Annotated in this window: 17 protein-coding genes and 2 riboswitches; of the genes, 8 read left to right on the top strand and 9 right to left on the bottom strand. The window is 67.1% G+C overall.

Annotated features, from left to right (window positions below; translation table 11 throughout):
- Window positions 1–2: 2 nt before the first annotated feature.
- From ACEN9O_RS21405 to ACEN9O_RS21425, 5 genes are all read right to left on the bottom strand, one after another.
- Entirely contained in the window at window positions 3–392 is a 390-nt protein-coding gene (locus tag ACEN9O_RS21405) for a hypothetical protein (RefSeq protein WP_495613825.1), read from the bottom strand.
- Between the two features lie 72 nt (window positions 393–464).
- On the bottom strand, window positions 465–722 hold the full coding sequence (locus ACEN9O_RS21410; RefSeq protein WP_495613826.1) for a hypothetical protein: 258 nt from the start codon (window positions 720–722) through the stop codon (window positions 465–467).
- An 11-nt stretch (window positions 723–733) separates the two neighbouring features.
- Complete coding sequence (locus ACEN9O_RS21415; RefSeq protein ID WP_495613827.1) at window positions 734–1018, bottom strand: ArsR/SmtB family transcription factor; 285 nt, start codon at window positions 1016–1018, stop codon at window positions 734–736.
- A 97-nt stretch (window positions 1019–1115) separates the two neighbouring features.
- Complete coding sequence (locus tag ACEN9O_RS21420; RefSeq protein ID WP_495613828.1) at window positions 1116–2561, bottom strand: sensor histidine kinase N-terminal domain-containing protein; 1446 nt, start codon at window positions 2559–2561, stop codon at window positions 1116–1118.
- Complete coding sequence (locus tag ACEN9O_RS21425; RefSeq protein ID WP_495613829.1) at window positions 2558–3241, bottom strand: response regulator; 684 nt, start codon at window positions 3239–3241, stop codon at window positions 2558–2560. Before ACEN9O_RS21425 ends, ACEN9O_RS21420 begins: the two co-directional genes overlap by 4 nt.
- Before the next feature lie 371 nt (window positions 3242–3612).
- Here ACEN9O_RS21425 and ACEN9O_RS21430 point away from each other — a divergent pair, with 371 nt between their 5' ends.
- The 6 genes from ACEN9O_RS21430 (at window position 3613) to ACEN9O_RS21455 (ending at window position 11861) form a co-directional block, all read left to right on the top strand.
- Window positions 3613–4794 carry a porin gene (locus ACEN9O_RS21430; protein ID WP_495613830.1) on the top strand — a complete coding sequence of 394 codons (1182 nt, stop codon included), beginning with the start codon at window positions 3613–3615 and terminating at the stop codon, window positions 4792–4794.
- A gap of 42 nt (window positions 4795–4836) precedes the next feature.
- On the top strand, window positions 4837–5868 hold the full coding sequence (locus tag ACEN9O_RS21435) for an ABC transporter substrate-binding protein (RefSeq protein WP_495613831.1): 1032 nt from the start codon (window positions 4837–4839) through the stop codon (window positions 5866–5868).
- Between the two features lie 81 nt (window positions 5869–5949).
- Window positions 5950–8187, top strand: a complete 2238-nt coding sequence (locus tag ACEN9O_RS21440) for an ABC transporter permease (RefSeq protein ID WP_495613832.1) — start codon at window positions 5950–5952, stop codon at window positions 8185–8187.
- A gap of 9 nt (window positions 8188–8196) precedes the next feature.
- Window positions 8197–9237, top strand: a complete 1041-nt coding sequence (locus tag ACEN9O_RS21445; RefSeq protein WP_495613833.1) for an ABC transporter ATP-binding protein — start codon at window positions 8197–8199, stop codon at window positions 9235–9237.
- 36 nt (window positions 9238–9273) lie between these two features.
- On the top strand, window positions 9274–10881 hold the full coding sequence (locus tag ACEN9O_RS21450) for a methyl-accepting chemotaxis protein (RefSeq protein WP_495613834.1): 1608 nt from the start codon (window positions 9274–9276) through the stop codon (window positions 10879–10881).
- Complete coding sequence (locus ACEN9O_RS21455) at window positions 10878–11861, top strand: type I phosphomannose isomerase catalytic subunit (RefSeq protein ID WP_495613835.1); 984 nt, start codon at window positions 10878–10880, stop codon at window positions 11859–11861. The genes ACEN9O_RS21450 and ACEN9O_RS21455 overlap by 4 nt, the downstream gene beginning before the upstream one ends.
- Window positions 11862–11905: 44 nt before the next feature.
- Here ACEN9O_RS21455 and gcvP read toward each other — a convergent pair whose 3' ends face one another.
- From gcvP to gcvT, 3 genes are all read right to left on the bottom strand, one after another.
- Entirely contained in the window at window positions 11906–14800 is a 2895-nt protein-coding gene (gcvP, locus tag ACEN9O_RS21460; RefSeq protein ID WP_495613836.1) for an aminomethyl-transferring glycine dehydrogenase, read from the bottom strand.
- A gap of 125 nt (window positions 14801–14925) precedes the next feature.
- Complete coding sequence (gene gcvH, locus ACEN9O_RS21465) at window positions 14926–15306, bottom strand: glycine cleavage system protein GcvH (protein ID WP_495613837.1); 381 nt, start codon at window positions 15304–15306, stop codon at window positions 14926–14928.
- A gap of 52 nt (window positions 15307–15358) precedes the next feature.
- On the bottom strand, window positions 15359–16480 hold the full coding sequence (gene gcvT / locus ACEN9O_RS21470) for a glycine cleavage system aminomethyltransferase GcvT (RefSeq protein WP_495613838.1): 1122 nt from the start codon (window positions 16478–16480) through the stop codon (window positions 15359–15361).
- Window positions 16481–16559: 79 nt separating this feature from the next.
- A riboswitch (glycine riboswitch) is annotated at window positions 16560–16676 on the bottom strand.
- Window positions 16677–16713: 37 nt separating this feature from the next.
- Window positions 16714–16800, bottom strand: a riboswitch (glycine riboswitch).
- 140 nt (window positions 16801–16940) lie between these two features.
- On the opposite strand from gcvT, the gene ACEN9O_RS21475 reads away from it, so the two are divergent.
- Window positions 16941–17501 (top strand): ATP-dependent Clp protease proteolytic subunit, encoded by a 561-nt coding sequence (locus ACEN9O_RS21475; RefSeq protein WP_495613839.1) that lies wholly within the window; start codon window positions 16941–16943, stop codon window positions 17499–17501.
- 60 nt (window positions 17502–17561) lie between these two features.
- Here ACEN9O_RS21475 and ACEN9O_RS21480 read toward each other — a convergent pair whose 3' ends face one another.
- Complete coding sequence (locus ACEN9O_RS21480) at window positions 17562–17765, bottom strand: hypothetical protein (protein ID WP_495613840.1); 204 nt, start codon at window positions 17763–17765, stop codon at window positions 17562–17564.
- 337 nt (window positions 17766–18102) lie between these two features.
- Between ACEN9O_RS21480 and ACEN9O_RS21485 the strand changes: the two genes are divergently transcribed.
- A complete protein-coding gene (locus ACEN9O_RS21485) occupies window positions 18103–20664 on the top strand; it encodes a DUF1631 family protein (RefSeq protein ID WP_495613841.1) in 2562 nt (853 codons plus the stop codon).
- Window positions 20665–20673: the final 9 nt, after the last annotated feature.

Genomic DNA, 20673 nt, shown 5'->3' on the forward strand with positions numbered 1-20673 from the left:
GTTTATGCGCCCTGGCGGCTGCCCGGATTGGCGCGGGACCAGCGGTCGCCGGATTGTTGCAGGTACTTCCTGACGACGTAACCCCAGGGCATGGCGATCGGGATGATCACCACCACCAGGCACTGCGCGAAGATTTCCATGGTATCGGCGTCCATCGTGCCCGAACGCCACGCCGGCAGGACAACCACCAGCGTCCAGATGATTTTCCACGTCAGCTCCCACAGCAGCACCGGCAGCATCTGCAGCGGATAGCGTACGCCGAGGGCACACAGCAAACCGAACGCCGCCAGCATGCAGTTGACCACGCCATGCATCAGAGCCCATGGTTGGTCATGATGGATCACGCCAGGCCAGATCATCAGCCCCAGTCCGGCGGCGATAATCAGATACACAGCTCTCAGCATATACAGACGTACTAATGAAACTTCGTTCATTTTGCGGCCCCTGGTCGTGGTCGTGGGGGATTACTCGACTTCCTTCAAAACCTTCTCGATCGCCGCGATGCGCGATTTCAGCTCGGACAGGGTGGCGTCCATGGACGCCAGCGAGGCAGCGGCCTCGGTGTGGGCCGCGACGGCCTTCTCGGCGATCACGCGATACGCCTCTTCATGCGAAAAGCGCAGCCTGGCCTGCTGGATCGCCGAAAAATGCCGCATCGCCGCGATGATAACGATCGCCAGCAGGGGCAGGCAGATCGTCAAAAGATATACATGTTCAGCCATAATTGCCTCTATTATTCAGGGTTGTTGGACAGCGACTTGACCGCTTCGGCGATCATGGCCGGAGTCAGTTCCAGGTCGAAGTTGGTGACGTCAAAATAGTTCAGGGCCTTGCCTTCGGCCGACAACTCCATCTGGCTGGAGAGCAGGCCGGCATCTTCCAGCTTCTGCAAATGCAGGTGCAGCAAGGGCCGGCTGATGCCCAGCTCGCGCGCCAGCTGGCTGACATAATTGCGTCCGCCGGACTGCAGCATCGCAATGATGCGCAGGCGGTGCGGGTTGGACAGCGCCGCAAGCATGCTTAACAGTTGGTCTCCGCCAGGAGTTGGTGTTTTCGATTTCATGTGTAAAGAATATCTGACATGTGCACGCGCGTCAAGTACATATGTCGGGGTTTTATTCTGAAGCAGGCAATGGCCCGGCATCCGGCGCGACGGCGGCGCTGCTGGCGAAGCGCACCCGGGCGTCCAGTCCGCTCACCCGGCCGTCTTCGCCGCGGTTGCACAACGTCAGCGTGGCGCCCATCGAGTCGGCGATCTCGGCGCAGATGGTCAGGCCCAGGCCGCCGCCTTGCGAACTGTGGCTGGCGGCAAACGGCTCGAACACCCGCAGTTCGCTGTGCTCGGCGATGCCGGGGCCGGAATCCCACACGCACAACTCGACGCCGTCGCCCAGTGGCGCGACGCGTATCCCCAGGCGCGATTCGGCCGGCGTATGGCGGATCGCGTTGTGCAGCAGGTTCGACACCATCTCGCTGGCCATCCAGTCGCGGCCTTCGACCCAGGCGCTGTGCGCGTCCAGCTCGAAGTCCAGGTTCTTGTCGGAGATCAGCGGCGACAGGTCGATCGCCACGTCCTGCGCGATCGCGGCCAGGTCGCAGCGTTCGCGCGTGGCCTTGCCACGCATCTGTTCGACGCGCGCCAGCGACAGCAGCTGGTTGGCCAGCTTGGTGGCGCGGTCGACGGTGGCGCTCATTTCCCGCAGCGCCACTTCGGGCGCGACGTCGCCGCGCAAGCCCGATTGCAATTGCATCTTGAGCACGGCCAGCGGCGTGCGCAGCTGGTGCGAGGCGTTGGCGACGAAGCGCTGCTGCAGGTCGACCATGCGGTGCAGCCGTCCCATCAGCTGGTTCAGCGCACCGACCACCGGCTGCAGCTCGCGCGCCGCCAGCGGCGTGCTGAGCGGCGAGAGGTCGTCCTCCTGGCGCGCGTCGAGCTGCGCGCGCAGGCTGTCGAGCGGGCGCAGCGCGCGGCCGACCACCACCATCGTCACGGCCGTCACGATGGCCAGCAGCAGGGACTGGCGCGCCACCGTGCCCCACAGGATGCCGTGCACCACCTCCTGCCGGAACGCCAGCGGTTCGGCCACCTGGATCACCACGTCGTCCTGCGGCAGGCGCGACTTGGCCGGCTGCGCCACGGCGGCCACCCGCACCTCGGCGCTGCCGTAGGTATCCTCGTAGACCTTCAGCAGCGCCGGCACCGCCGGCCACTTTCCGCCGGCGCCGCGGTAGGGCCCCAAGTCCTGGTCGCCGGCGATGTAGTCGCCACGGCGGTTGCTGATGCGGTACAGCATGCGGGTGGAAAATCCGGCCTCGTACACTTCCAGCGTGGCGAACGAGACGCCGGTGCGCAGCCGGCCGTTGTCGACCACGATCTGGTCGCCGATCGAGTACGCGGTGGTCACCAGCATGCGGTCGTAGGCGGTGTTGGCCGAGCCGAGCGCGCTGTGGTACAGGTAGACGGCGCCGATGGCGATGAACAGCGCCAGCGGCGAGATGATGCCGGCCAGCAGGTAGCGGCGCAGCGAGCGCCCCGGCCGCGCCGGCTGCTCCGGCGTCATGCGGCGCGCGCCGCCTGCGGCCGCAGCAGGTAGCCCAGGCCGCGCAGGGTCATGATCTCGGTCTGGGTCACCACCAGCTTCTTGCGCAGGCGATGGATCACCACCTCGATCGCCTCGACCTGGACATTGGCGTCGTCCGGAAACACCACCTGCAGCAGCCGCTCGCGGTTGACCGCGTGGCCGGGGCGTGTCATCAGCGCCTTGAGCAGGGCCTGCTCGCGCGGGGTGAATTCCAGCGCCTGCTCGCCATGGTAGAAGGCGCCGGAACTGCGCTCGTAGCGCAGCTGGCCGCATTTCTGCTGGACCTCCTCGGCGGCGCCGCCCTTGCGCCGCAGCAGCGCGTGGATGCGCGCCTCCAGCTCCTCCAGGTCGAAGGGCTTGGCCAGGTAGTCGTCGGCGCCGGCGTTCAGGCCGGCCACCCGGTCGCCCACCGCGCCGCGCGCGGTCAGCACGATGACCGGGGTGGAGATACCCTGCGCCCGGCTGCGCTGCAGGATGTGCAGGCCGTCCAGGCCGGGAATGTTGAGGTCCAGGATGACCAGCTCGGCCACCTCGTCGCGGATCAGCCTGAGCGCCTGGGTGCCGTCGCCGCAGGGGGTGACCTGAAAGCCGCGTTTCTCGAGCGAGCGCGTGAGCGCGCGGGACATGTCGGCGTCGTCTTCAACAAGCAATATCTTCATGGGGGCGGCGGGTGGAATCGTTGAAAAGGGGGCGTTGCGACAGTGTAATACCTTGCAATACCGTTGTTATACCGTCGAATGTTCTTACGCGCCAGCACTATGTGGCCTGCAGACAAGGTACACCTGCGCCGGCGCGGCGTGGCCGCCACAGGCCGGAATTGAAAGCCAACTGAAAGGAAGCTGAAAGCTGGCCGCAAGATTCGGGGTGTTTTGGGGACTTGCAGATTCGCAATTTTCAAAACGCTGCTCTAGACTCCGTTCTCATCGAACCTCAGCCGGCAGCGGCGCCGGTTCGGTGCAGGCCGCGCCACCAGGCCCGGCACATTTAAACGTAGCAGAGAGCGCATGCAGCGCTCCGTACAGGAGATTATATGAAAAAGCATCTGACGATGGCGGGCACCGCCGCAGCCGTAACCCTCGCCTTCATGGGCTCGGCCCAAGCCCAGCTTCCCGCCGGGCTGCAGACCACCGTCTACGGCGTGGCCGACGCCCAGTTCGAGTCGGTCGACGCCACCGGCGCCGCCGACCCGGCCCACGACAAGCCGGCCCGCTATCGCGTCAGCAACGTCAGCTCGGAGCTGGGCTTCAAGGCCGCGTTGCCGCTGCGCGACGGCATGACCGGCGTGGTGCAGTTCACCACCGGCATCTCGGTCGACTCCGGCAACGCCAACACCACCGGCGGCATGTTCGGCAGCGCCAAGGACACCTTTGTCGGCATCAACTTCGCCAACGCCGGCACCGTCAAGCTGGGCCGCATGACGGCGGCGGCGCGCTGGAACAGCGGCACCGCCGACTTCTCGCCGATGGGCGCCGGCCTGCAGGACGTGCAGGGCATGCTGTCGGGCGCCAGCGGCCAGTCGGTCACCGGCCCGCAGTTCAACGTCCGTTTCGACAACACGCTGGGGTTCGAGTCGGCCAGCTTCCACGGCCTGTCGGCGCGCGTCTACTTCAGCGGCAACGAGGGCAAGAGCGCCACCGGCACCGCCGGCAGCACCCAGCTCGACGACAAGAGCTACAGCCTGGGCCTGCAATACGTGACCGGTCCGGTCGACCTGCGCGCCTCGCTGGAGCAGCGCAACGACAAGGGCACCCTGAACGCGTCCACCGACCACCACACGCGCGACAAGGATTTCCGTTTCGGCGCCCGCTACACGCTGCCAACCGGCACCATCCTGGCCTTCGGCTACGACCGCATGGAACTGACCGACGCCAGCGCCACCGGTTCCGCCAAGAGCCGCCTGAGCAAGACCGGCCGCGTGTTCAGCGCCAAGCACAGCTTCGGCCAGCACGTGGTGTACGGCGGCATCGGCCTGGGCAGCAACGTTGCCTGCGCCTTCGCCGACCACAGCGCCTGCAACGGCGACGACACCAGCGCGCGCAACGGCGTGATCGCCTACCAGTACGTGATGGACAAGCAAATGCTGTTTGAAACCTTCGCCACCGTGGTCAAGAACGCGGCGCGCGGCAAGTACGACTTCGACAGCGGCGGCATCGGCCCGGCCACCGGCGCCTCCTCGCGCGCGCTGGGCGCCGGCCTGCGTTACGCGTTCTGATCCGTGGCGGCGAATGTGCTCAACTCAAACGGAAAGAACATCATGATGAAACGAATCACATGCAGCGTCCTGGCGGCGCCATTGCTGGCGCTGGGCGCCGGCGCCGCGCAGGCCGACGAGGGCTCGCTCAACGTCATCTGCGGGGTGCAGGCCGAATGGTGCAGCCTGGTCCAGACCACTTTTTCCCGTGCCACCGGGATCAAGGTGAACATGGTGCAAAAGGGCGCCGGCGAGGCGCTGGCCCAGATCGCGGCTGAAAGCGCCAACCCGAAGACCGACGTCTGGTTCGGCGGCACCGGCGACCCGCACCTGCAGGCGGCCGAAAAGGACCTGACGCTGGCCTACCAGTCGCCCAACATCAATCTGTTGCGCGACTGGGCCGTGAACCAGGCGCGCCAGGCCAGGTACAAGACGGTGGGCCTGTATTCGGGGCCGCTGGGCTTTGCCTACAACACCGAGCTGATGGCCAAGAAAAAACTGGCGCCGCCGCTGTGCTGGATGGACCTGATCCAGCCCCAGTACAAGGGCGAGATCCAGATGGCCAATCCGAACTCGTCCGGCACAGCCTACCTGGCGATCGCCACCCTGGTCCAGATCACCGGCGAGGAGAAGGCCTTTGAATACCTGAAGGCGCTGCACAAGAACATCAGCCAGTATCCGCGCTCGGGCACCGGGCCGTTGAAGAATGTGTCGCACGGCGAGAACACCATCTCGATCAGCTTCATCCACGACGTCCCGGGCGAGGTGATCCAGGGTTTCCCGGTCAAGGCCGTCACGCCGTGCGAAGGTACAGGCTACGAGATCGGCTCGATGTCCATCATCAAGGGCGCGCGCAACCTGACCAACGCCAAGAAATTCTACGACTGGGCGCTGACCGCGCCGGCGCAACAGCTGGGCGCTGCCGCCAAGCAGTTCCAGCTGCCGTCGAACAAGGATGCCAAGGTCGATCCGCGCGTGCCCGATGTCAAGCGCATCAAGATGATCAACTACGACTTCGAGAAGTACGGCAAGGCCGCCGAGCGCAAGCGCCTGCTTGAGCGCTGGGAAAAAGAAGTCAACGGCAGCGCCAACTGACCGTCCCCGGATGACGCGGCCCGCCCGGGCCGCGGCTATAGGCAATGACCCAGGCCTGCGGCCTGCGCACTGGAAACTCGCATGAAAAACAAGACACTGTATGGCGGCGCCGCGTCAGGCTGGGCCGTGCTCGCCCTGATCGCTTCGCTGCTCCTGCCATGGTATGGCGTGGAGGACAATTTCAGCTGGCTGCACGACTACCTGGTCGTGTTCACCGACGTGGACGCGGCCAACGGCTGGGTGCAGGCGGCGGCCCGCCAGCGGCCATGGCTGTGGCTGCCGCTGGCGGCGCCGCTGCTGGCGCTGCTGGCGCTGCGCTGCAAGGAGCGCCGGCGCCAAGGCCTGCTGCTGGCCTGGAGCGGCGGCCTCGGCGCGGCCGGCCAGCTGGGCGCCGGTTTCGCCATCGGCGCGCAGGGCTGGGCCTGGGCCGGCCTGCAGGGCGGCGCCTGGGCGCTGCCGGCCGGCCAGCCCGGCATGGGCTGGGGCGCGGCCATCGTTCTGCTGTCCCTGCTGATGCTGGTGGCGGTCGGCCTCGCCCGCCGCGGCTATTTCCAGGGCAATGAATTCATCGCCGGCGCGGTGGTGCTGTGCTCGGCCCTGCTGATCCTGTTCATCGCCATGCCGGTGCTCAAATCGCTGGGCGGCGCCTTCCTCGACGACGATGGCCGGCTCAGCGCGGCCGACGCCTGGGCCCGGCTGCTGAGCGCGCGGATCTGGAACCTGGGCTGCCTGAACGGCAAGGCGTCCTGCGGCGTGGCCTGGAACACGCTGGGTCTGGCGCTGGCGACCGCCACCGGGACCACCGTGCTGGGCACCTTGCTGGCGCTGCTGACCGAACGCGCCCTGACCGGCGCCAAGCCGCTGGTGCGGGTGCTGTCGGTGCTGCCGATCGTGACGCCGCCGTTCGTGGTCGGGCTGGGCCTGATCCTGCTGTTCGGCCGCGCCGGCCTGGTCAACCAGGCGCTGGAGCAGTGGTTCGGCTGGGAGGCGTCGCGCTGGTTCTACAGCGCCAAGGGAGTGTGGCTGGCGCAGATGATCGCCTTCACGCCGATCGCCTACCTGATGATGCGCGGCGTGACGCAGGCGGTGGCGCCGACGCTGGAGGAGGCGGCCCAGACCCTGCGCGCGCGGCCGATGCGGGTGTTCCTGACCGTCACGCTGCCGCTGCTGGCGCCGGGCCTGGCCAACGCCTTCCTGGTCGGCTTCATCGAATCGATGGGCGACTTCGGCAATCCCATCGTGGTGGGCGGGCAGTTCGCGGTGCTGTCGACCGAGATCTTCTTCGCCATCGTCGGCGCCCAGCTCGACCCGGGCCGGGCCGCGGCGCTGGCGCTGATCCTGAGCGCCTTCGCGCTGGCGGTGTTCGCGCTGCAGCGTTTCGCGCTGGGCAAGGGCAGTTACACCAGCATGTCCGGCAAGGGCGACAACGGCCTGCCGCCGGCGCTGCCGCTGCCGGTGCGGCGCGTCGCCATGGGGCTGGCGCTGCCGTGGCTGGCCTTCACCGGCGTGATCTACCTGTTCGCCTTCGCCGGCGGCTTCGTCAAGCTGTGGGGCCGCGATTTCAGCCTGACCTTGCAGCACTTCCAGACCGGCTTCGGGCTGGAGTGGCAGGACGGCATCGTCTGGGCCGGCGCCGGCTGGCACTCGCTGTGGACCACGCTGCGCCTGGCCGGCGGCGCCGCGCCGCTGACCGCGCTGCTGGGGCTGCTGATCGCCTACCTGCTGGCGCGCGTCAAGTTCCGCGGCCAGCAAGCCTTCGAGTTCGGCGCGCTGCTGGCCTTCGCGGTGCCCGGCACGGTGCTGGGGGTGGCCTATGTGATGGCCTTCAACGTGCCGCCGTTCGAGCTGACCGGCACCGGCCTGATCATCATGCTGTGCTTTGTGTTCCGCAACCTGCCGGTCAGCATCCGCGCCGGCACCGCGGCGTTCAAGCAGATCGACAAGAGCCTGGACGAGGCCTCGACCATGCTGGGCGCCTCGACCCTGACCACGCTGCGGCGCGCCGTGCTGCCGCTGCTGCGCCCGGCGCTGGTGGCGTCGCTGGTGTATTCCTTCGTGCGGGCCATGACCACGGTGTCGTCGGTGATCTTCCTGGTCAGCGCCGAGAACGAACTGGCCACCACCTTCATCATCGGCCGGGTCGGCAACGGCGAGTACGGCGTGGCGCTGGCCTATTGCACGGTGCTGACGGTGCTGATGCTGGCCGCAACCGGATTGATCCAATGGCTGGTGGGCGAGCGCAAGCTGGGCCGCCGCAGCCGGCAGGACTCGACCACCACCGCCACGCAGGCCCCGCCCGCGCTGGCCCCCCAGAACTAGGAGACAAGCATGAAACCAGGTATCGAATTCAAGGACATCACCAAGGCCTACGTCAAGGACGGGCCGCTGGCGGTCAAGGGGGTTAATTTCACGGTGCCGCGCGGCACCCTGACCACGCTGCTGGGGCCTTCGGGCTGCGGCAAGACCACCACGCTGCGCATGATCGCCGGGCTGGAAAGCCCGAGCGGCGGCCAGATCTGGATCGACGGCGCCGACGTCACCACGCTGTCGGCGGCCGAGCGCCACGTCAGCCTGGTGTTCCAGAGCTACGCGCTGTTCCCGCACATGAACATCTTCAACAATGTGGCCTACGGCCTGTCGGTGGCCGGAGTGGGGCCGGCCGCCACCAAGCAGCGGGTCGAAGCGGCGCTGGCGACGGTGGGCCTGAGCGGCTACAACCAGCGCTGGCCGGGCGAGCTGTCCGGCGGCCAGCAGCAGCGGGTGGCGCTGGCGCGCGCGCTGGTGCTGGAGCCGGCGGTGCTGCTGTTCGACGAACCGCTGTCGAACCTGGACGCGCGCCTGCGGCGCCAGATGCGCGACGAGATCCGCGCGCTGCAGCAGCGCCTGCAGCTGACGGTGGCCTACGTCACCCACGACCAGAGCGAGGCGCTGGCGGTGTCGGACCAGATCATCGTGATGCGCGACGGCAGGATCGCGCAGGCCGGCTCCCCGGCCGACCTGTACGAGCGGCCCAACAGCGAGTTCGTGGCCGGCTTCATGGGCGAGGCGCTGCTGCTGCCGGCGCAGGTGACCGGCGCCGGCATGGTGCGGCTGGGGCCGCTGGAGTGGCCGCAGCCGCGTCCGCTGCCGGTCGGCAAGGCGCAGGTGGCGGTGCGGCCGGAAGCCTGGCGCGTGGGCGACCCCGGCCAGTTCGGCCTGCCCGCCAGGGTGCTCAAGTCGACCTACCTGGGCGGCTTCTACGAGTACACGCTGAGCAGCGAGATCGGCGAGCTGTTCGTGGTTTGCCCGCAGGTCGAACGGCAGCGCCATCCCAGCGAGACGGTCAGCCTGGGCCTGCACCGGCAGGGCGTGTCGGTCCTGGCCAGCTAGCCCGCCGCCGCTTACCGTTGCCGCAAGGAGAACGCCATGCCAAGGATCGCAGGTCTGAATATCGGTGCCCGGCTGACGCTGGGTTTTGGCCTGGTGCTGCTCTGTGCCGCCGGCTTGCTGGGGATAGGACTGTGGCGCATGGGCGCGCTGCAGGGCGACACCGAGCGCATTGTCGGTGAGCGCCTGACCAGTCTGAACAGCGCGCTGGAAATGCGCGACAGCGGCGCCGCCATCGCGCTGACGCTGCGCCAGCTGGCGGCGCCGACCGACGCCAGGGAGGGCGCCGAGGCTGGCGCCCGGCTGGCCGAGGCGCTGGCCGCGTACGCCGCCGCCGACCGCGCGCTGCCGCCCGAGCCGGTCGATCCGGCCGCGCTGGCCGCGGTGCGCAAGGGCAAGCAGGCGCTGATGCCGGCGATCGCGCAGGTGCAGGCCGCCGTCGCCGCCGGCAATTACTTCGACGCCGCGGCGCTGCTCAAGTCCGACGTCGCGCCGCGGCACGCGCGCTGGATGGGCCAGCTGCGCGCGCTGGCCGACGCCGAGCGCGCCGCCATGGCGCGCACCCGCGACGATTCGCGCGCGCACTACCGGGCGGCGCTGGCCGGCATGCTGCTGGCGGGTTTGCTGACGCTGTTGTTCGGCACGGCCGGCGCGGTCCACATCACGCGCTCGATCAGCGGCCCGCTGCGGCGCGCGGCCAGGCTGGCCGAGCGCATCGCCGGCGGCGACCTGCGGGGCACGATCGACACCGCGGCGGCCGGCGAGGCCGGCCAGTTGCTGCGGGCGCTCCAGCTGATGCAGGACCGGCTGTCCGAGGCGATGGCGCAAATTAACCAGGGCAGCGCGATGGTGCTGGCGACCTCGCGCGAGATGGCGGCCGGCAACGCCGACCTGTCGGCGCGCACCGAGCGCCAGGCCAGTGCGCTGCAGCAGACGGCCGCCTCGATCAAGCTGCTGGCCGCCACGGTGCGCGCGAACGCCGAGCACGCGCACCAGGCCAGCAGCGCCGGCGGCGCGGCACTGGACTGCGCCGCGCGCGGCAGCGCGGTGGCGGCGCGGGTGTCGGACACGATGGGCGCGATCAAGGCCAGCTCGGACCGGGTGGCCGACATCATCTCGGTGATCGACGGCATCGCCTTCCAGACCAACATCCTGGCGCTGAACGCGGCGGTGGAGGCGGCGCGCGCCGGCGACTCGGGGCGCGGCTTCGCGGTGGTGGCGGCCGAGGTGCGGGCGCTGGCGCAGCGCTCGGCCGGCGCGGCGCGCGAGATCAAGACGCTGATCGGGGTCTCGGCGGAGCAGGTCGGCGAGGGCCACCGGCTGGTCGACGAGGCGGCCGGCGCCATGGGACAGATCGTCGATTCGGTGCGGCAGGTGGCCGCGCTGGTCCAGCGGATCTCGGCCGCCAGCCTGGCGCAGAGCGACAGCATCGGCCAGATCAGCCAGGCGATCGACCACATGGACACCATCACCCACCAGAACGCCGCGCTGGTCGAGCAGGCCGCGGCGGCGGCGGAAAGCTTGCGCGACCAATCGGCGCAGCTGGCGCTGGCGGTGTCGCGCTTCGCGCTGGAGGAGGGGGCGGCGCAGCGCCGGCCGCCGCAGCGGCTGGCGCAAGGCCTGCGCCTGGCAAGGCAGGATGCATGAGCAGCCTGTATCCGTTGAGATTCAAGACCATCTTCAAGGAAAAGCTGTGGGGCGGCCGCAAGATGCTCAGCCATCTGGGCAAGGACTTCGGGGCGCTGCCCAACTGCGGCGAAGCCTGGGAAATCTCGGGGCTGGAATCGGCCATGTCGGTGGTGGCCAACGGGCCGGAGGCGGGACAGACGCTGGCGGCGCTGCTGGCGCGCCACCAGGGCGCGCTGGTCGGCCGGGCGGTGTACCGGCGCCACGGCAATGTGTTTCCGCTGCTGGTCAAGTTCATCGACGCTGGCGACGACCTGTCGATCCAGGCCCATCCGGACGACGCGCTGGCCCGGCGGCGCCACAACGCCTCAGGCAAGACCGAGATGTGGCATGTGGTGCAGGCCGACCCGGGCGCCAGCGTGGTGGCCGGCTTCAACCGGCCGGTCAGCCCGGAGCTGTACCTGGAAAAGCTCCGCAGCGGCAGGCTGGATGAGATCCTGAACCGGGAGCCGGCGATGGCCGGCGATGTGTTCTTCCTGCCCGCGGGCAGGGTGCATGCGCTTGGCAAGGGGCTGCTGGTCGCCGAGATCCAGCAGGCGTCCGACGTGACCTACCGTATCCACGATTTCGACCGGATGGACAGCAACGGCGCGCGGCGCGCGCTGCATGCCGGACAGGCGCTGGCCGCGCTGGACTTCGGGGCCTGCCCGCGCGCCAGGGCGGTCTATGCCGGCAAGCCCGGGCAGGCGGTCAAGGTGGTGGAGTGCGCCTACTTCACCACCCATGTCCTGGAATGTGTCCGGCCTGTCGTGCGCGATTACCCGTTCGACTCCTTCGTGATCCAGGTCTGCGTGCAGGGTGCGTACACGCTGGTGGCCGGCCCCCATCGGCTGGATGTCAGGATGGGGGACTGCGTGCTGGTGCCGGCCGCCATCGAGCAGGTCAGGCTGGACACGTGCTCCGGCTTCAAGATGCTGGAGTGCCACGTGCCTTCCTTGTGAGCGGTTTGCGCGGCGAACCGCGCATCCCGTCACTTACCCGTCACTTACTCGTAGTCGCTCATCGGCGCGCAGCCGCAGAACAGGTTACGGTCGCCGTAGACATTGTCGGCGCGGCCGACCGGCGGCCAGTACTTCTGCTTGCGCAGCGACGGCACAGGGTAGGCCGCCACTTCGCGGCTGTACTTGCGCTCCCACTTGTCGGCGGTCAGCACCTCGGCGGTGTGCGGCGCGAACTTGAGCGGGTTGTCCAGCTTGTCGAACTCGCCGCTTTCGACCTTGGCGATCTCGCCGCGGATGGCGATCATCGCATCGATGAAGCGGTCCATCTCGACCTTCGATTCGCTCTCGGTCGGCTCGATCATCAGCGTGCCCGGTACCGGGAAGCTCATGGTCGGCGCGTGGAAGCCGAAGTCCATCAAACGCTTGGCCACGTCTTCGTTGCTGATGCCGGTGGCATCCTGCAGCGGACGCAGGTCGATGATGCACTCGTGCGCCACCAGACCGTCGTGGCCCGAGTACAGCACAGGGAAGTGCGGCGACAGGCGGCGCGCGATGTAGTTGGCGTTCAGGATCGCGGTTTCGGTCGCGGCGGTCAGGCCTTCCGCGCCCATCATGGCGATGTACATCCACGAAATCGGCAGGATGCTGGCAGAGCCGAACGGCGCGGCGCTGACCGAACCGATGCCGGCGTTGTCGCGGATGTAGCCGTTCGAACGCTGGTTGGGCAGGAACTTGGCCAGGTGCGCGCCGACGCCGATCGGGCCGACGCCCGGGCCGCCACCGCCGTGGGGAATGCAGAAGGTCTTGTGCAGGTTCAGGTGCGAGACGTCGCCGCCGAACGAACCCGGAGCCGCCACGCCGACCAGCGCGTTCATGTTGGCGCCGTCGATGTAGACCTGGCCGCCGTGGCCGTGGACGATCTCGCACAGTTCCTGGATGCCTTCTTCGAACACGCCGTGGGTCGATGGGTAGGTCACCATCACGCAGGCCAGGTTCTTCGAGTGCAGTTCAGCCTTGGCCTTCAGGTCGGCCAGGTCGACGTTGCCGCTGGCGTCGCAGGCGGTGACCACCACTTGCATGCCGACCATGTTGGCCGATGCCGGGTTGGTGCCGTGTGCCGACGATGGAATCAGGCAGATGTTGCGATGGCCTTCGCCGCGCGACTGGTGGTAAGCCTGGATCACCAGCAGACCGGCGTACTCGCCCTGCGAACCGGCGTTAGGCTGCAGCGAGACGGCGGCGTAGCCGGTCAGCGCGCACAGCATCTCTTCCAGCTGCGAGATCATTTCGCGGTAGCCGACGGTCTGCGCGTCCGGCGCGAACGGGTGGATGTTCGAGAACTCGGGCCAGGTGACCGGGATCATCTCGGACGTCGCGTTCAGCTTCATGGTGCACGAACCCAGCGGGATCATGGTGCGGTCCAGCGCCAGGTCCTTGTCCGCCAGGCTGCGCAGGTAGCGCAGCATTTCGGTTTCGGAGTGGTAGCGGTTGAAGACCGGGTGGCTCAGGTAGTCGCTGGTGCGCGACAGCGAGGCCGGGAAGGCCTGCGCGACGGCAGCTTCCACGCCGTCGAAGTCCGGGCCGTGTGCCGGGCCGCCGACCGGGTGCGCGAACACGGTCCACAGCAGCGCGATGTCTTCGCGGCTGGTGGTTTCGTCCAGCGATACGCCGACGTGGGTGGCGTCGATCATGCGCAGGTTGACGCCGTGCGAGTGGGCCGATGCGTGCAGCTGCTCGGCGCTCTTGACGGCGACGGTCAGCGTGTCGAAGAAGGTGTCGTTGGTGACGGTGTAGCCCAGCGTCTTCAGGTTGGCGGCCAGCACGCCGGTGTAGCGGTGTACGCGCTGGGCGATCTGCAGCAGGCCTTTCGGGCCGTGGTAGACGGCGTACATCGATGCCATCACCGCCAGCAGCACCTGCGCGGTGCAGATGTTGGAGGTGGCTTTTTCGCGGCGGATGTGCTGCTCGCGGGTTTGCAGCGCCAGGCGGTAAGCCTTGTTGCCCTGGGCGTCGATGGTGACGCCGACCAGGCGGCCGGACATGCTGCGCTTGAATTCGTCGCGGGTCGACAGGTAGCCTGCGTGCGGGCCGCCAAAGCCCAGCGGTACGCCGAAGCGCTGGCTGTTACCGACCACCACGTCCGCGCCCCATTCGCCCGGAGGCGTCAGCATGGTCAGCGCCAGCAGGTCGGCGGCGACCACCACCATCGCGCCCTTGGCCTTGACGGCTTCCACGCCGGCCTTGTAATCGCGCACCACGCCGTTCACGCCCGGGTATTGCAGCAGCACGCCGAAGCACTCGCCCACGGCGGCCAGTTCGGCCGGGTGGAAGGTCTTCACTTCGATGCCCAGCGGCTTGGCGCGGGTCTCGACCACTTCGCGGGTCTGCGGCAGCACGTCGTCGGCGACGTAGAACACGGTCGATTTCGATTTGCCCACGCGCTGGATCAGCGTCATCGCTTCGGCGGCGGCCGTGCCTTCGTCCAGCATCGACGCGTTGGCGATGCCCATGCCGGTCAGGTCGGTGATGGTCTGCTGGAAGTTCAGGATCGCTTCCAGGCGGCCTTGCGAGATCTCCGGCTGGTACGGGGTGTAGGCGGTGTACCAGGCCGGGTTTTCGAAGATGTTACGCAGCACCACGCCAGGCGTGACGGTGTTGTAGTAGCCCTGGCCGATCAGCGACTTGAGCACCTTGTTCTTCGAGGCGATCTTCTTCAGCTTGGACAGCGCTTCCTGTTCCGGCATCGGCTGCGCGTACGCGCCCAGCGGCAGTGCGCCCTTGTTGCGGATGTTGGATGGGACCAGGGCGTCGATCAGGGATGCGCGCGAGGCGTAGCCGAGTACCGACAGCATGGCTTCCTGTTCTGCGGCGTCAGGGCCGATGTGGCGGGCGATGAAGGCGTCGCGGGCTTCGAGTTGGGTCAGGCTGGTGCGGGTCATGATATGGGCGAGGGCAGTGTGAGGAATGGTGCAATACGTCGTCCCCGCGAAAGCGGGGACCCATGCTGAGTGGCCGGAGTCAGCTCAGCATGGATTCCCGCCTGCGCGGGAATGACGGCGGCGAATTACGCTTCGGTGGTCTTGCCGTAGGCGGCGGCGTCCAGCAGGCCGTTGATCGCGGCGGCGTCGGCCGGCTTGATCTTGAACAGCCAGGCGCTGTAGGCGTCGGCGTTGATCGATTCAGGCGCGTTGACCACGTCGTCGTTGACGGCGATGACTTCGCCGGCGACCGGCGCGTAGATGTCGCTGGCCGCTTTGACCGATTCCACCACGGCGGCGTCGTCGCCGGCGCCGTAGGTCGCGCCCACTTTCGGCAGTTCGACGAAGACGATGTCGCCCAGCGCATCCTGCGCGAACGCGGTGATGCCGACGGTGACGGTGCCGTCAGCTTCGGCGCGCACCCATTCGTGGGATTCGGTGTACTTCAGGTCGGCAGGAATGTTCATGTAAGGCTCCAGAAGGGTGGTAGGGTGGTGCGGATATAAATAATATAAACAATTAAACAGCCAGGATTTTACCGTTGCGCACGAACGGCAGCTTGACCACCGACGCGGCCAGTTTCTTGTCGCGGATCTCAACGTGCACGGTGTCGCCGACGGCCACGCCGTTGGGCACGCGCGCCAGCGCGATCGCCTGCTGCATGGTCGGGCTGAAGGTGCCGCTGGTGATCTCGCCGACGGCGTCGGTGCCGGCCACGACCACCTTCTGGTGGGCGCGCAGCACGCCGCCTTTTTCGCGCAGGATCAGGCCGACGAACTGGGCCTTCTGGCCCATCGCCTGCAGCGCGGCCTTGCCGACGAAGTCGCGCAGGGAGATCATGTCGATGGTCCAGGCCAGGCCGGCGTCCAGCGGGTTGACGGTTTCGTCCATGTCCTGGCCGTACAGGTTCATGCCGGCTTCCAGACGCAGCGTGTCGCGCGCGCCCAGGCCGGCCGGCTTGACGCCCGCCGCGGCCAGCGCGTTCCACAGCTTCTCGGCCTGCTCGGCGGCGACGCCGATTTCAAAGCCGTCCTCGCCGGTGTAGCCGGTGCGGGCGATCATCGCCTCGCCGAAGGTGGCGCTCTGGGCGAAGGCGACGTTGAACGGCTTCATGTCGGCCGTGCCTTGCTTCGATTCCGGGATGACTTCCCACACCTTGGCGCGGGCGTTCGGGCCCTGCACGGCGATCAGCGCCATGGCGTTGGCGCCGTCGCGGCGCTGGGTGATGGTCAGGCCGGCCTTGGTGGCGGCGTTGAGCTGCTGCATCCAGGCCACGTCTTTTTCGGCGGTGCCGGCGTTGACCACCAGGCGGAACCAGTTCTCGTTGATGAAGTAGACGATCAGGTCGTCGATGACGAAGCCCTGCGGGTTCAGCATGCACGAGTACAGCGCCTTGCCGGACACCTGCAGCTTGTCGACGTTGTTGGCCAGCAGGCCGCGCAGGAAGCCGCGCACATCGTCGCCCTTGATGTCGACCACGCACATGTGGGCCACGTCGAACATGCCGACGTCGGTGCGCACGGCGTTGTGCTCTTCGATCTGGGAGCCGTAGTTGACCGGCATGTCCCAGCCGCCGAAGTCGACCATCTTGGCGCCGGCGGCGCGGTGGGCATTGTTGAGTGGGGTGGCTTTGAGCGTCATAATTCCTCGGTCCAAATCGAATAGGGGTTAACAGAACATACAAGGAAACGCCAATAAAAAAGCTGATTCCACAATGATCGCAGACCCCTCTGTCCTTGGTACCTGAGAGATTACGGGGGAGGCTGGCTCCTGATTCCCGTGCGCCCCTTCGGTGGGCCGCCGGCTTGCGCCGCGGCCGCTCTCCAGAGTTGGTCCAGTTGGCATCCCGCCGTAATCATACGGCGGCCGCGCTGGTCCCTTGATCGGTCCTTTTGCCTGAGAGTTTTTGGGTAGTGCCCCTTCGGCGGCAAAGCTGGTTTGCCCTCTCCCGATCAAGACTCGGGAATATATGTCAGAAGTACCTTGTTGTCAATCTACAGCCCAATCAGGCGGGCCGGGCGGCGCACGAATGAAATGCAATAATAGGGCACTAAAAACAACTATTTGCTAGAATAAATCACACTTATTACAGAGCCCAGCCATGAGCCAAGATTCCACCAATTACGAGGGCCACGCGTGGTTCACCCTGTCCGGCGATGTCAACAGCGACATGGTCCGCCGCGTCTTTGACGCCGTGGCCGACATGACAGAGGACCGCATCACCACCGCCCACATCCTGATCCAGTCCAACGGCGGCTACGTCAGCGACGGCATTTGCCTGTACAACTACCTGAGCAAGCTGCCGATCAAGATCGTCACCTACAACGCCGGCGCGGTGGCCTCGATCGCGGTGATCCTGTTCCTGGCCGGCGGCGAGCGCTATGCCAGCGACACGGCGCGCTTCATGGTGCACAAGTCGCACGCCAGCGCGCCGCACGGCGCCCGGCCGGACGCGCTGCGCATCATCGTCGAAGGCTTGCAGGCCGACGACGCCCGCACCGAACAGATCCTGCGCGACCACGTGCAGTTCACGGACGACCACTGGCGCACGCACGAGTACTCGGACCTGCACCTGACGGCGGCCGAGGGTCTGAAAGTGGGAATGGTCAACGCCGTGAAGGATTTCGTGCCGCCGCGCGGCCAGCGGGTGGCCAATATTTGATGGTTGCGGCTGGCGGTTGCGGCGTCCTGTGACGGCGCCGCAATGACCGCGCTGGCCTACTTAGCGGTCTTTACTTCCTGACTGCTTGTTGCCGTCGTTTTTGTGGCTCTGACGGCCAGCTTCCACGTGCTGCTCATGGGTGCCGCCCTGGGTGCCGCCGCTGCTGCCGCGCGACCCGCCGGACGACCCCTGTTCGCCAGACTGCTTGCTGCCGCCTGAGGTTGAGCCCTGCTTGCTACTACCACCTTTTTGATTCGAGTTCATGTCGATTCCTTTGTGAAAATGAAAGAACGTGCTCGCCAGAACCGCGCCGGCGCTTGCATTCCGGCGCGTTTTTGGTAGTGCAATGATGCGGGCTCGATCCGGGCCTCGGTATCAGAATTTCTCTTGGTGGGGTGTAGGAGCATGCCTTGCTGTCCCCCGTTGGAGGAACTTCAATCTTGTCTTTTGTACCCCGTCAGCGCCGGTTTTGGGCCGTAAAAGTTGTGGCAAAACAGAAAAATACGCGAAATATTGCATAGTCTTTCCTTTCGGGTATTGCCATGCAGAAATAATGTGCAAGAATGGCGTAAACGGACTCCCCTTCAAAGCAGGTCACCTCATGGTTGCAACTTCCACAACGCCCGCAGCGCCGAAAAAGACGGTCTCGCCGCGGCATGCCTTGTTGGAAGAGCTGATCGGCATCGCCACCCGGCATGCCAGCGACCAGTACCTGGACCTGGCCACCCGCCTGGCGGGCGCGCTGATCGACGCCACCGGCGGCGACCCGCGCACCATGCAGCAGCGCATCCGCGCCGGCAACCAGCTACGCAACCGCAATTTCGCCTTCCTGCACCTGGCTTCCGCCACGCTGGAGAAGGCCTTGCGGCGCGAGATCGCCGAGCTGTCGCCGGCGGTCAAGGGCAAGGTGCGCGCGGCCGAGCAGCCGCTGTCGCTGGTGCCGTTCGAGGAGATGGATAACAAGGTCGCGCTCGGCGGCGTCAGCAAGCCGTTCGAGAGCCTGTATTCCGACCAGCTGCAAACGCTCAACGTGCGCCTGGCGTTTCTGCTGGATCGCGATATTTTGCGGGTCAGCCAGAATCCGTTCCGGCCCGAAGTATTTCTGGTCGCCCTGCAGCAGGCCTGGACCGAATTCGACACCGAGGCCGACGCCGCGCCGCTGTTGCAGCCGCTGATCAAGCCGGGCATGTTCATCGAACTGGGGCCGATGCTGGACGCCTTGAACCTGGCCTTGCAGAGCAAGGGTGTGTTGCCGGGTTCGGTGGACGGTTTCAAAGGCCGCAAGGCGGACCAGCCCAAGGCAGCGGCGCCGTCGCGTGTGCGCGGCAACCAGGCGGCGCTGGCGCAGCAGCTGCGGCAGTTCTTCGCGTCCAGCGATGTGGCGGGTTCGGCTGCGGGTGAGATCGTCGACAACATCGCCGATGGATTGCTGCATGGCGTCGACCTGAGCATTCCCGACTTGCCGATGTCGGCGTTGAATTCGGGCGCCGCGTGGGTGCCGAATGCCGACGGCGCGGCGCAGGGCGCGGCGCATGGCGTCACGGCGGTTGCGCAAGGCGTGCCGGGCGGGGTGTTGATGGCGCCCGGCTTTGTCGCCGGCGCGGCTGGTGCGCCGGTCGTTGCCGCAGGCGGATTCACCCCGGTCGGCGGCGTCTGGGTGCAAGGTCCCGCACAAGGCGTGCTGCCTGGAACCCTCAGCAACGAAGACGCGCAACGCCTGTCGCAGATCGGCGCCAAGCAGCCGCTGCTGGCGTACCTGGCGCAGCTGCAAAAGGCGGTGCCTTACGAATCCATCGGTACCCTGGGCGCGGTGGCCGGCATCGCGGCGGGACCGGCGCCGTCCGGCCAGGCCGCGTCCGACGCCGCTCCGGCCGCGGCGGGCGGCGGCAACGTCTTCTACCTGCCGAACATCAAAGCCAGCATGCCGCAGGGCAGCCTGTCGCGCACCGACGAAAGCACCATCGACCTGTTGTCGGCGATCTTCGACACCGTGTTCCGCGACCAGAACATCTCGCAGGAAATCCGCGACCTGATCCGCTTCCTGCAGATCCCGGTGCTGAAAGCCGCGCTGGTCGACAAGAATTTCTTCTTCCAGGAAGCCCATCCGGCGCGCCGCCTGATCGACCTGCTGTCGCGCATGGGGTGGGAGCAGCGCAAGGGGCCGGAAGATCCGCTGTTCCAGGCGATGCAGCGCAGCGTCGACCGCGTCGGCCGCGACTACGATCATGAGTTGTCGGTCTTCACCGAAGCGGTCAATGAACTGGAGGCGTCGATCCAGGCGGAAGAGCGCGCCGCCGCCACCGCCATCGCCGAGCCCATCGCCGCCGCGCTGAAGCAGGAGAAGATGGCCGAGTCGAGCAAGCTGGCCAGGAACGCCGTGGCCTTGCGCATCGGCACCGGCGAAGTGATCGCCGTGGTGGAAGCCTTCCTCGAGCAGCGCTGGGTGTCGGTGCTGACCATCGCCTACAGCATCGAGGACGACAAGCCGGGTGCCGTCAACAACGCCACCAAGACCATGGACGACCTGATCTGGAGCGTGCGTCCCAAGCTCAACCCCGAAGAACGCAAGCAGCTGATCGCCAAGCTGCCGGTGCTGCTGACTACGCTGAACAAATGGCTGGACATCATCAAGTGGCAGGACGCGGACCGTCTGCAATTCTTTGCCGAGCTGGCCGAATGCCACGCCTCCATCGTGCGTGCGCCGCTGGAGATGTCGCCGGAACGTCAGCTGGAAATTTCAATGCAGGTGGCGCAGCAGGCGGCCGAGCGGCGTCTGGAGCTGCAAGCCAAGGCCGAGGCGGCCGCCAAGGCGGAGGCCGAAGCGCGCGCCCAGCAAGCGCCGGCTCCTGAAGAGGAAGACGCCGCCATCGAGGTCGACAGCCTGACGCGTGGCATGTGGCTGGAGTTCGAGCAGGAGGATGGCAGCAGCCGCAAGGTCAAGCTGGCGTGGATCAGTCCCTTGCGCACCTTGTACATCTTCTCGACGGCGGCGCGGCAGGAAGCGTTCTCGATGTCCGGCGAGCAGCTGGCCAAGCGCTTCGTTGAACAGACGGTGCAGGTGGTGCGCAGCGAAGGCGTGGTCGCCGTCGCACTGTCGCAAGCACTGGCCCGCAACGCCGACAACGACGCCTCCATCGATCCGCCAGCCTCGGCCTTCGGCTAGGTTCTTTCG

Source organism: Duganella sp. Dugasp78, assembly GCF_059491455.1.

Excerpts from the sequence above, each read along its gene's own strand:
- ACEN9O_RS21410 (WP_495613826.1), bottom strand. The coding sequence starts at position 722 with ATGGCTGAACATGTATATCTTTTGACGATCTGCCTGCCCCTGCTGGCG.
- ACEN9O_RS21415 (WP_495613827.1), bottom strand. The coding sequence starts at position 1,018 with ATGCTTGCGGCGCTGTCCAACCCGCACCGCCTGCGCATCATTGCGATG.
- ACEN9O_RS21420 (WP_495613828.1), bottom strand. The coding sequence starts at position 2,561 with ATGACGCCGGAGCAGCCGGCGCGGCCGGGGCGCTCGCTGCGCCGCTAC.
- ACEN9O_RS21425 (WP_495613829.1), bottom strand. The coding sequence starts at position 3,241 with ATGAAGATATTGCTTGTTGAAGACGACGCCGACATGTCCCGCGCGCTC.
- ACEN9O_RS21430 (WP_495613830.1), top strand. The coding sequence starts at position 3,613 with ATGAAAAAGCATCTGACGATGGCGGGCACCGCCGCAGCCGTAACCCTC.
- ACEN9O_RS21435 (WP_495613831.1), top strand. The coding sequence starts at position 4,837 with ATGATGAAACGAATCACATGCAGCGTCCTGGCGGCGCCATTGCTGGCG.
- ACEN9O_RS21440 (WP_495613832.1), top strand. The coding sequence starts at position 5,950 with ATGAAAAACAAGACACTGTATGGCGGCGCCGCGTCAGGCTGGGCCGTG.
- ACEN9O_RS21445 (WP_495613833.1), top strand. The coding sequence starts at position 8,197 with ATGAAACCAGGTATCGAATTCAAGGACATCACCAAGGCCTACGTCAAG.
- ACEN9O_RS21450 (WP_495613834.1), top strand. The coding sequence starts at position 9,274 with ATGCCAAGGATCGCAGGTCTGAATATCGGTGCCCGGCTGACGCTGGGT.
- ACEN9O_RS21455 (WP_495613835.1), top strand. The coding sequence starts at position 10,878 with ATGAGCAGCCTGTATCCGTTGAGATTCAAGACCATCTTCAAGGAAAAG.
- gcvP (WP_495613836.1), bottom strand. The coding sequence starts at position 14,800 with ATGACCCGCACCAGCCTGACCCAACTCGAAGCCCGCGACGCCTTCATC.
- gcvH (WP_495613837.1), bottom strand. The coding sequence starts at position 15,306 with ATGAACATTCCTGCCGACCTGAAGTACACCGAATCCCACGAATGGGTG.
- gcvT (WP_495613838.1), bottom strand. The coding sequence starts at position 16,480 with ATGACGCTCAAAGCCACCCCACTCAACAATGCCCACCGCGCCGCCGGC.
- ACEN9O_RS21475 (WP_495613839.1), top strand. The coding sequence starts at position 16,941 with ATGAGCCAAGATTCCACCAATTACGAGGGCCACGCGTGGTTCACCCTG.
- ACEN9O_RS21480 (WP_495613840.1), bottom strand. The coding sequence starts at position 17,765 with ATGAACTCGAATCAAAAAGGTGGTAGTAGCAAGCAGGGCTCAACCTCA.
- ACEN9O_RS21485 (WP_495613841.1), top strand. The coding sequence starts at position 18,103 with ATGGTTGCAACTTCCACAACGCCCGCAGCGCCGAAAAAGACGGTCTCG.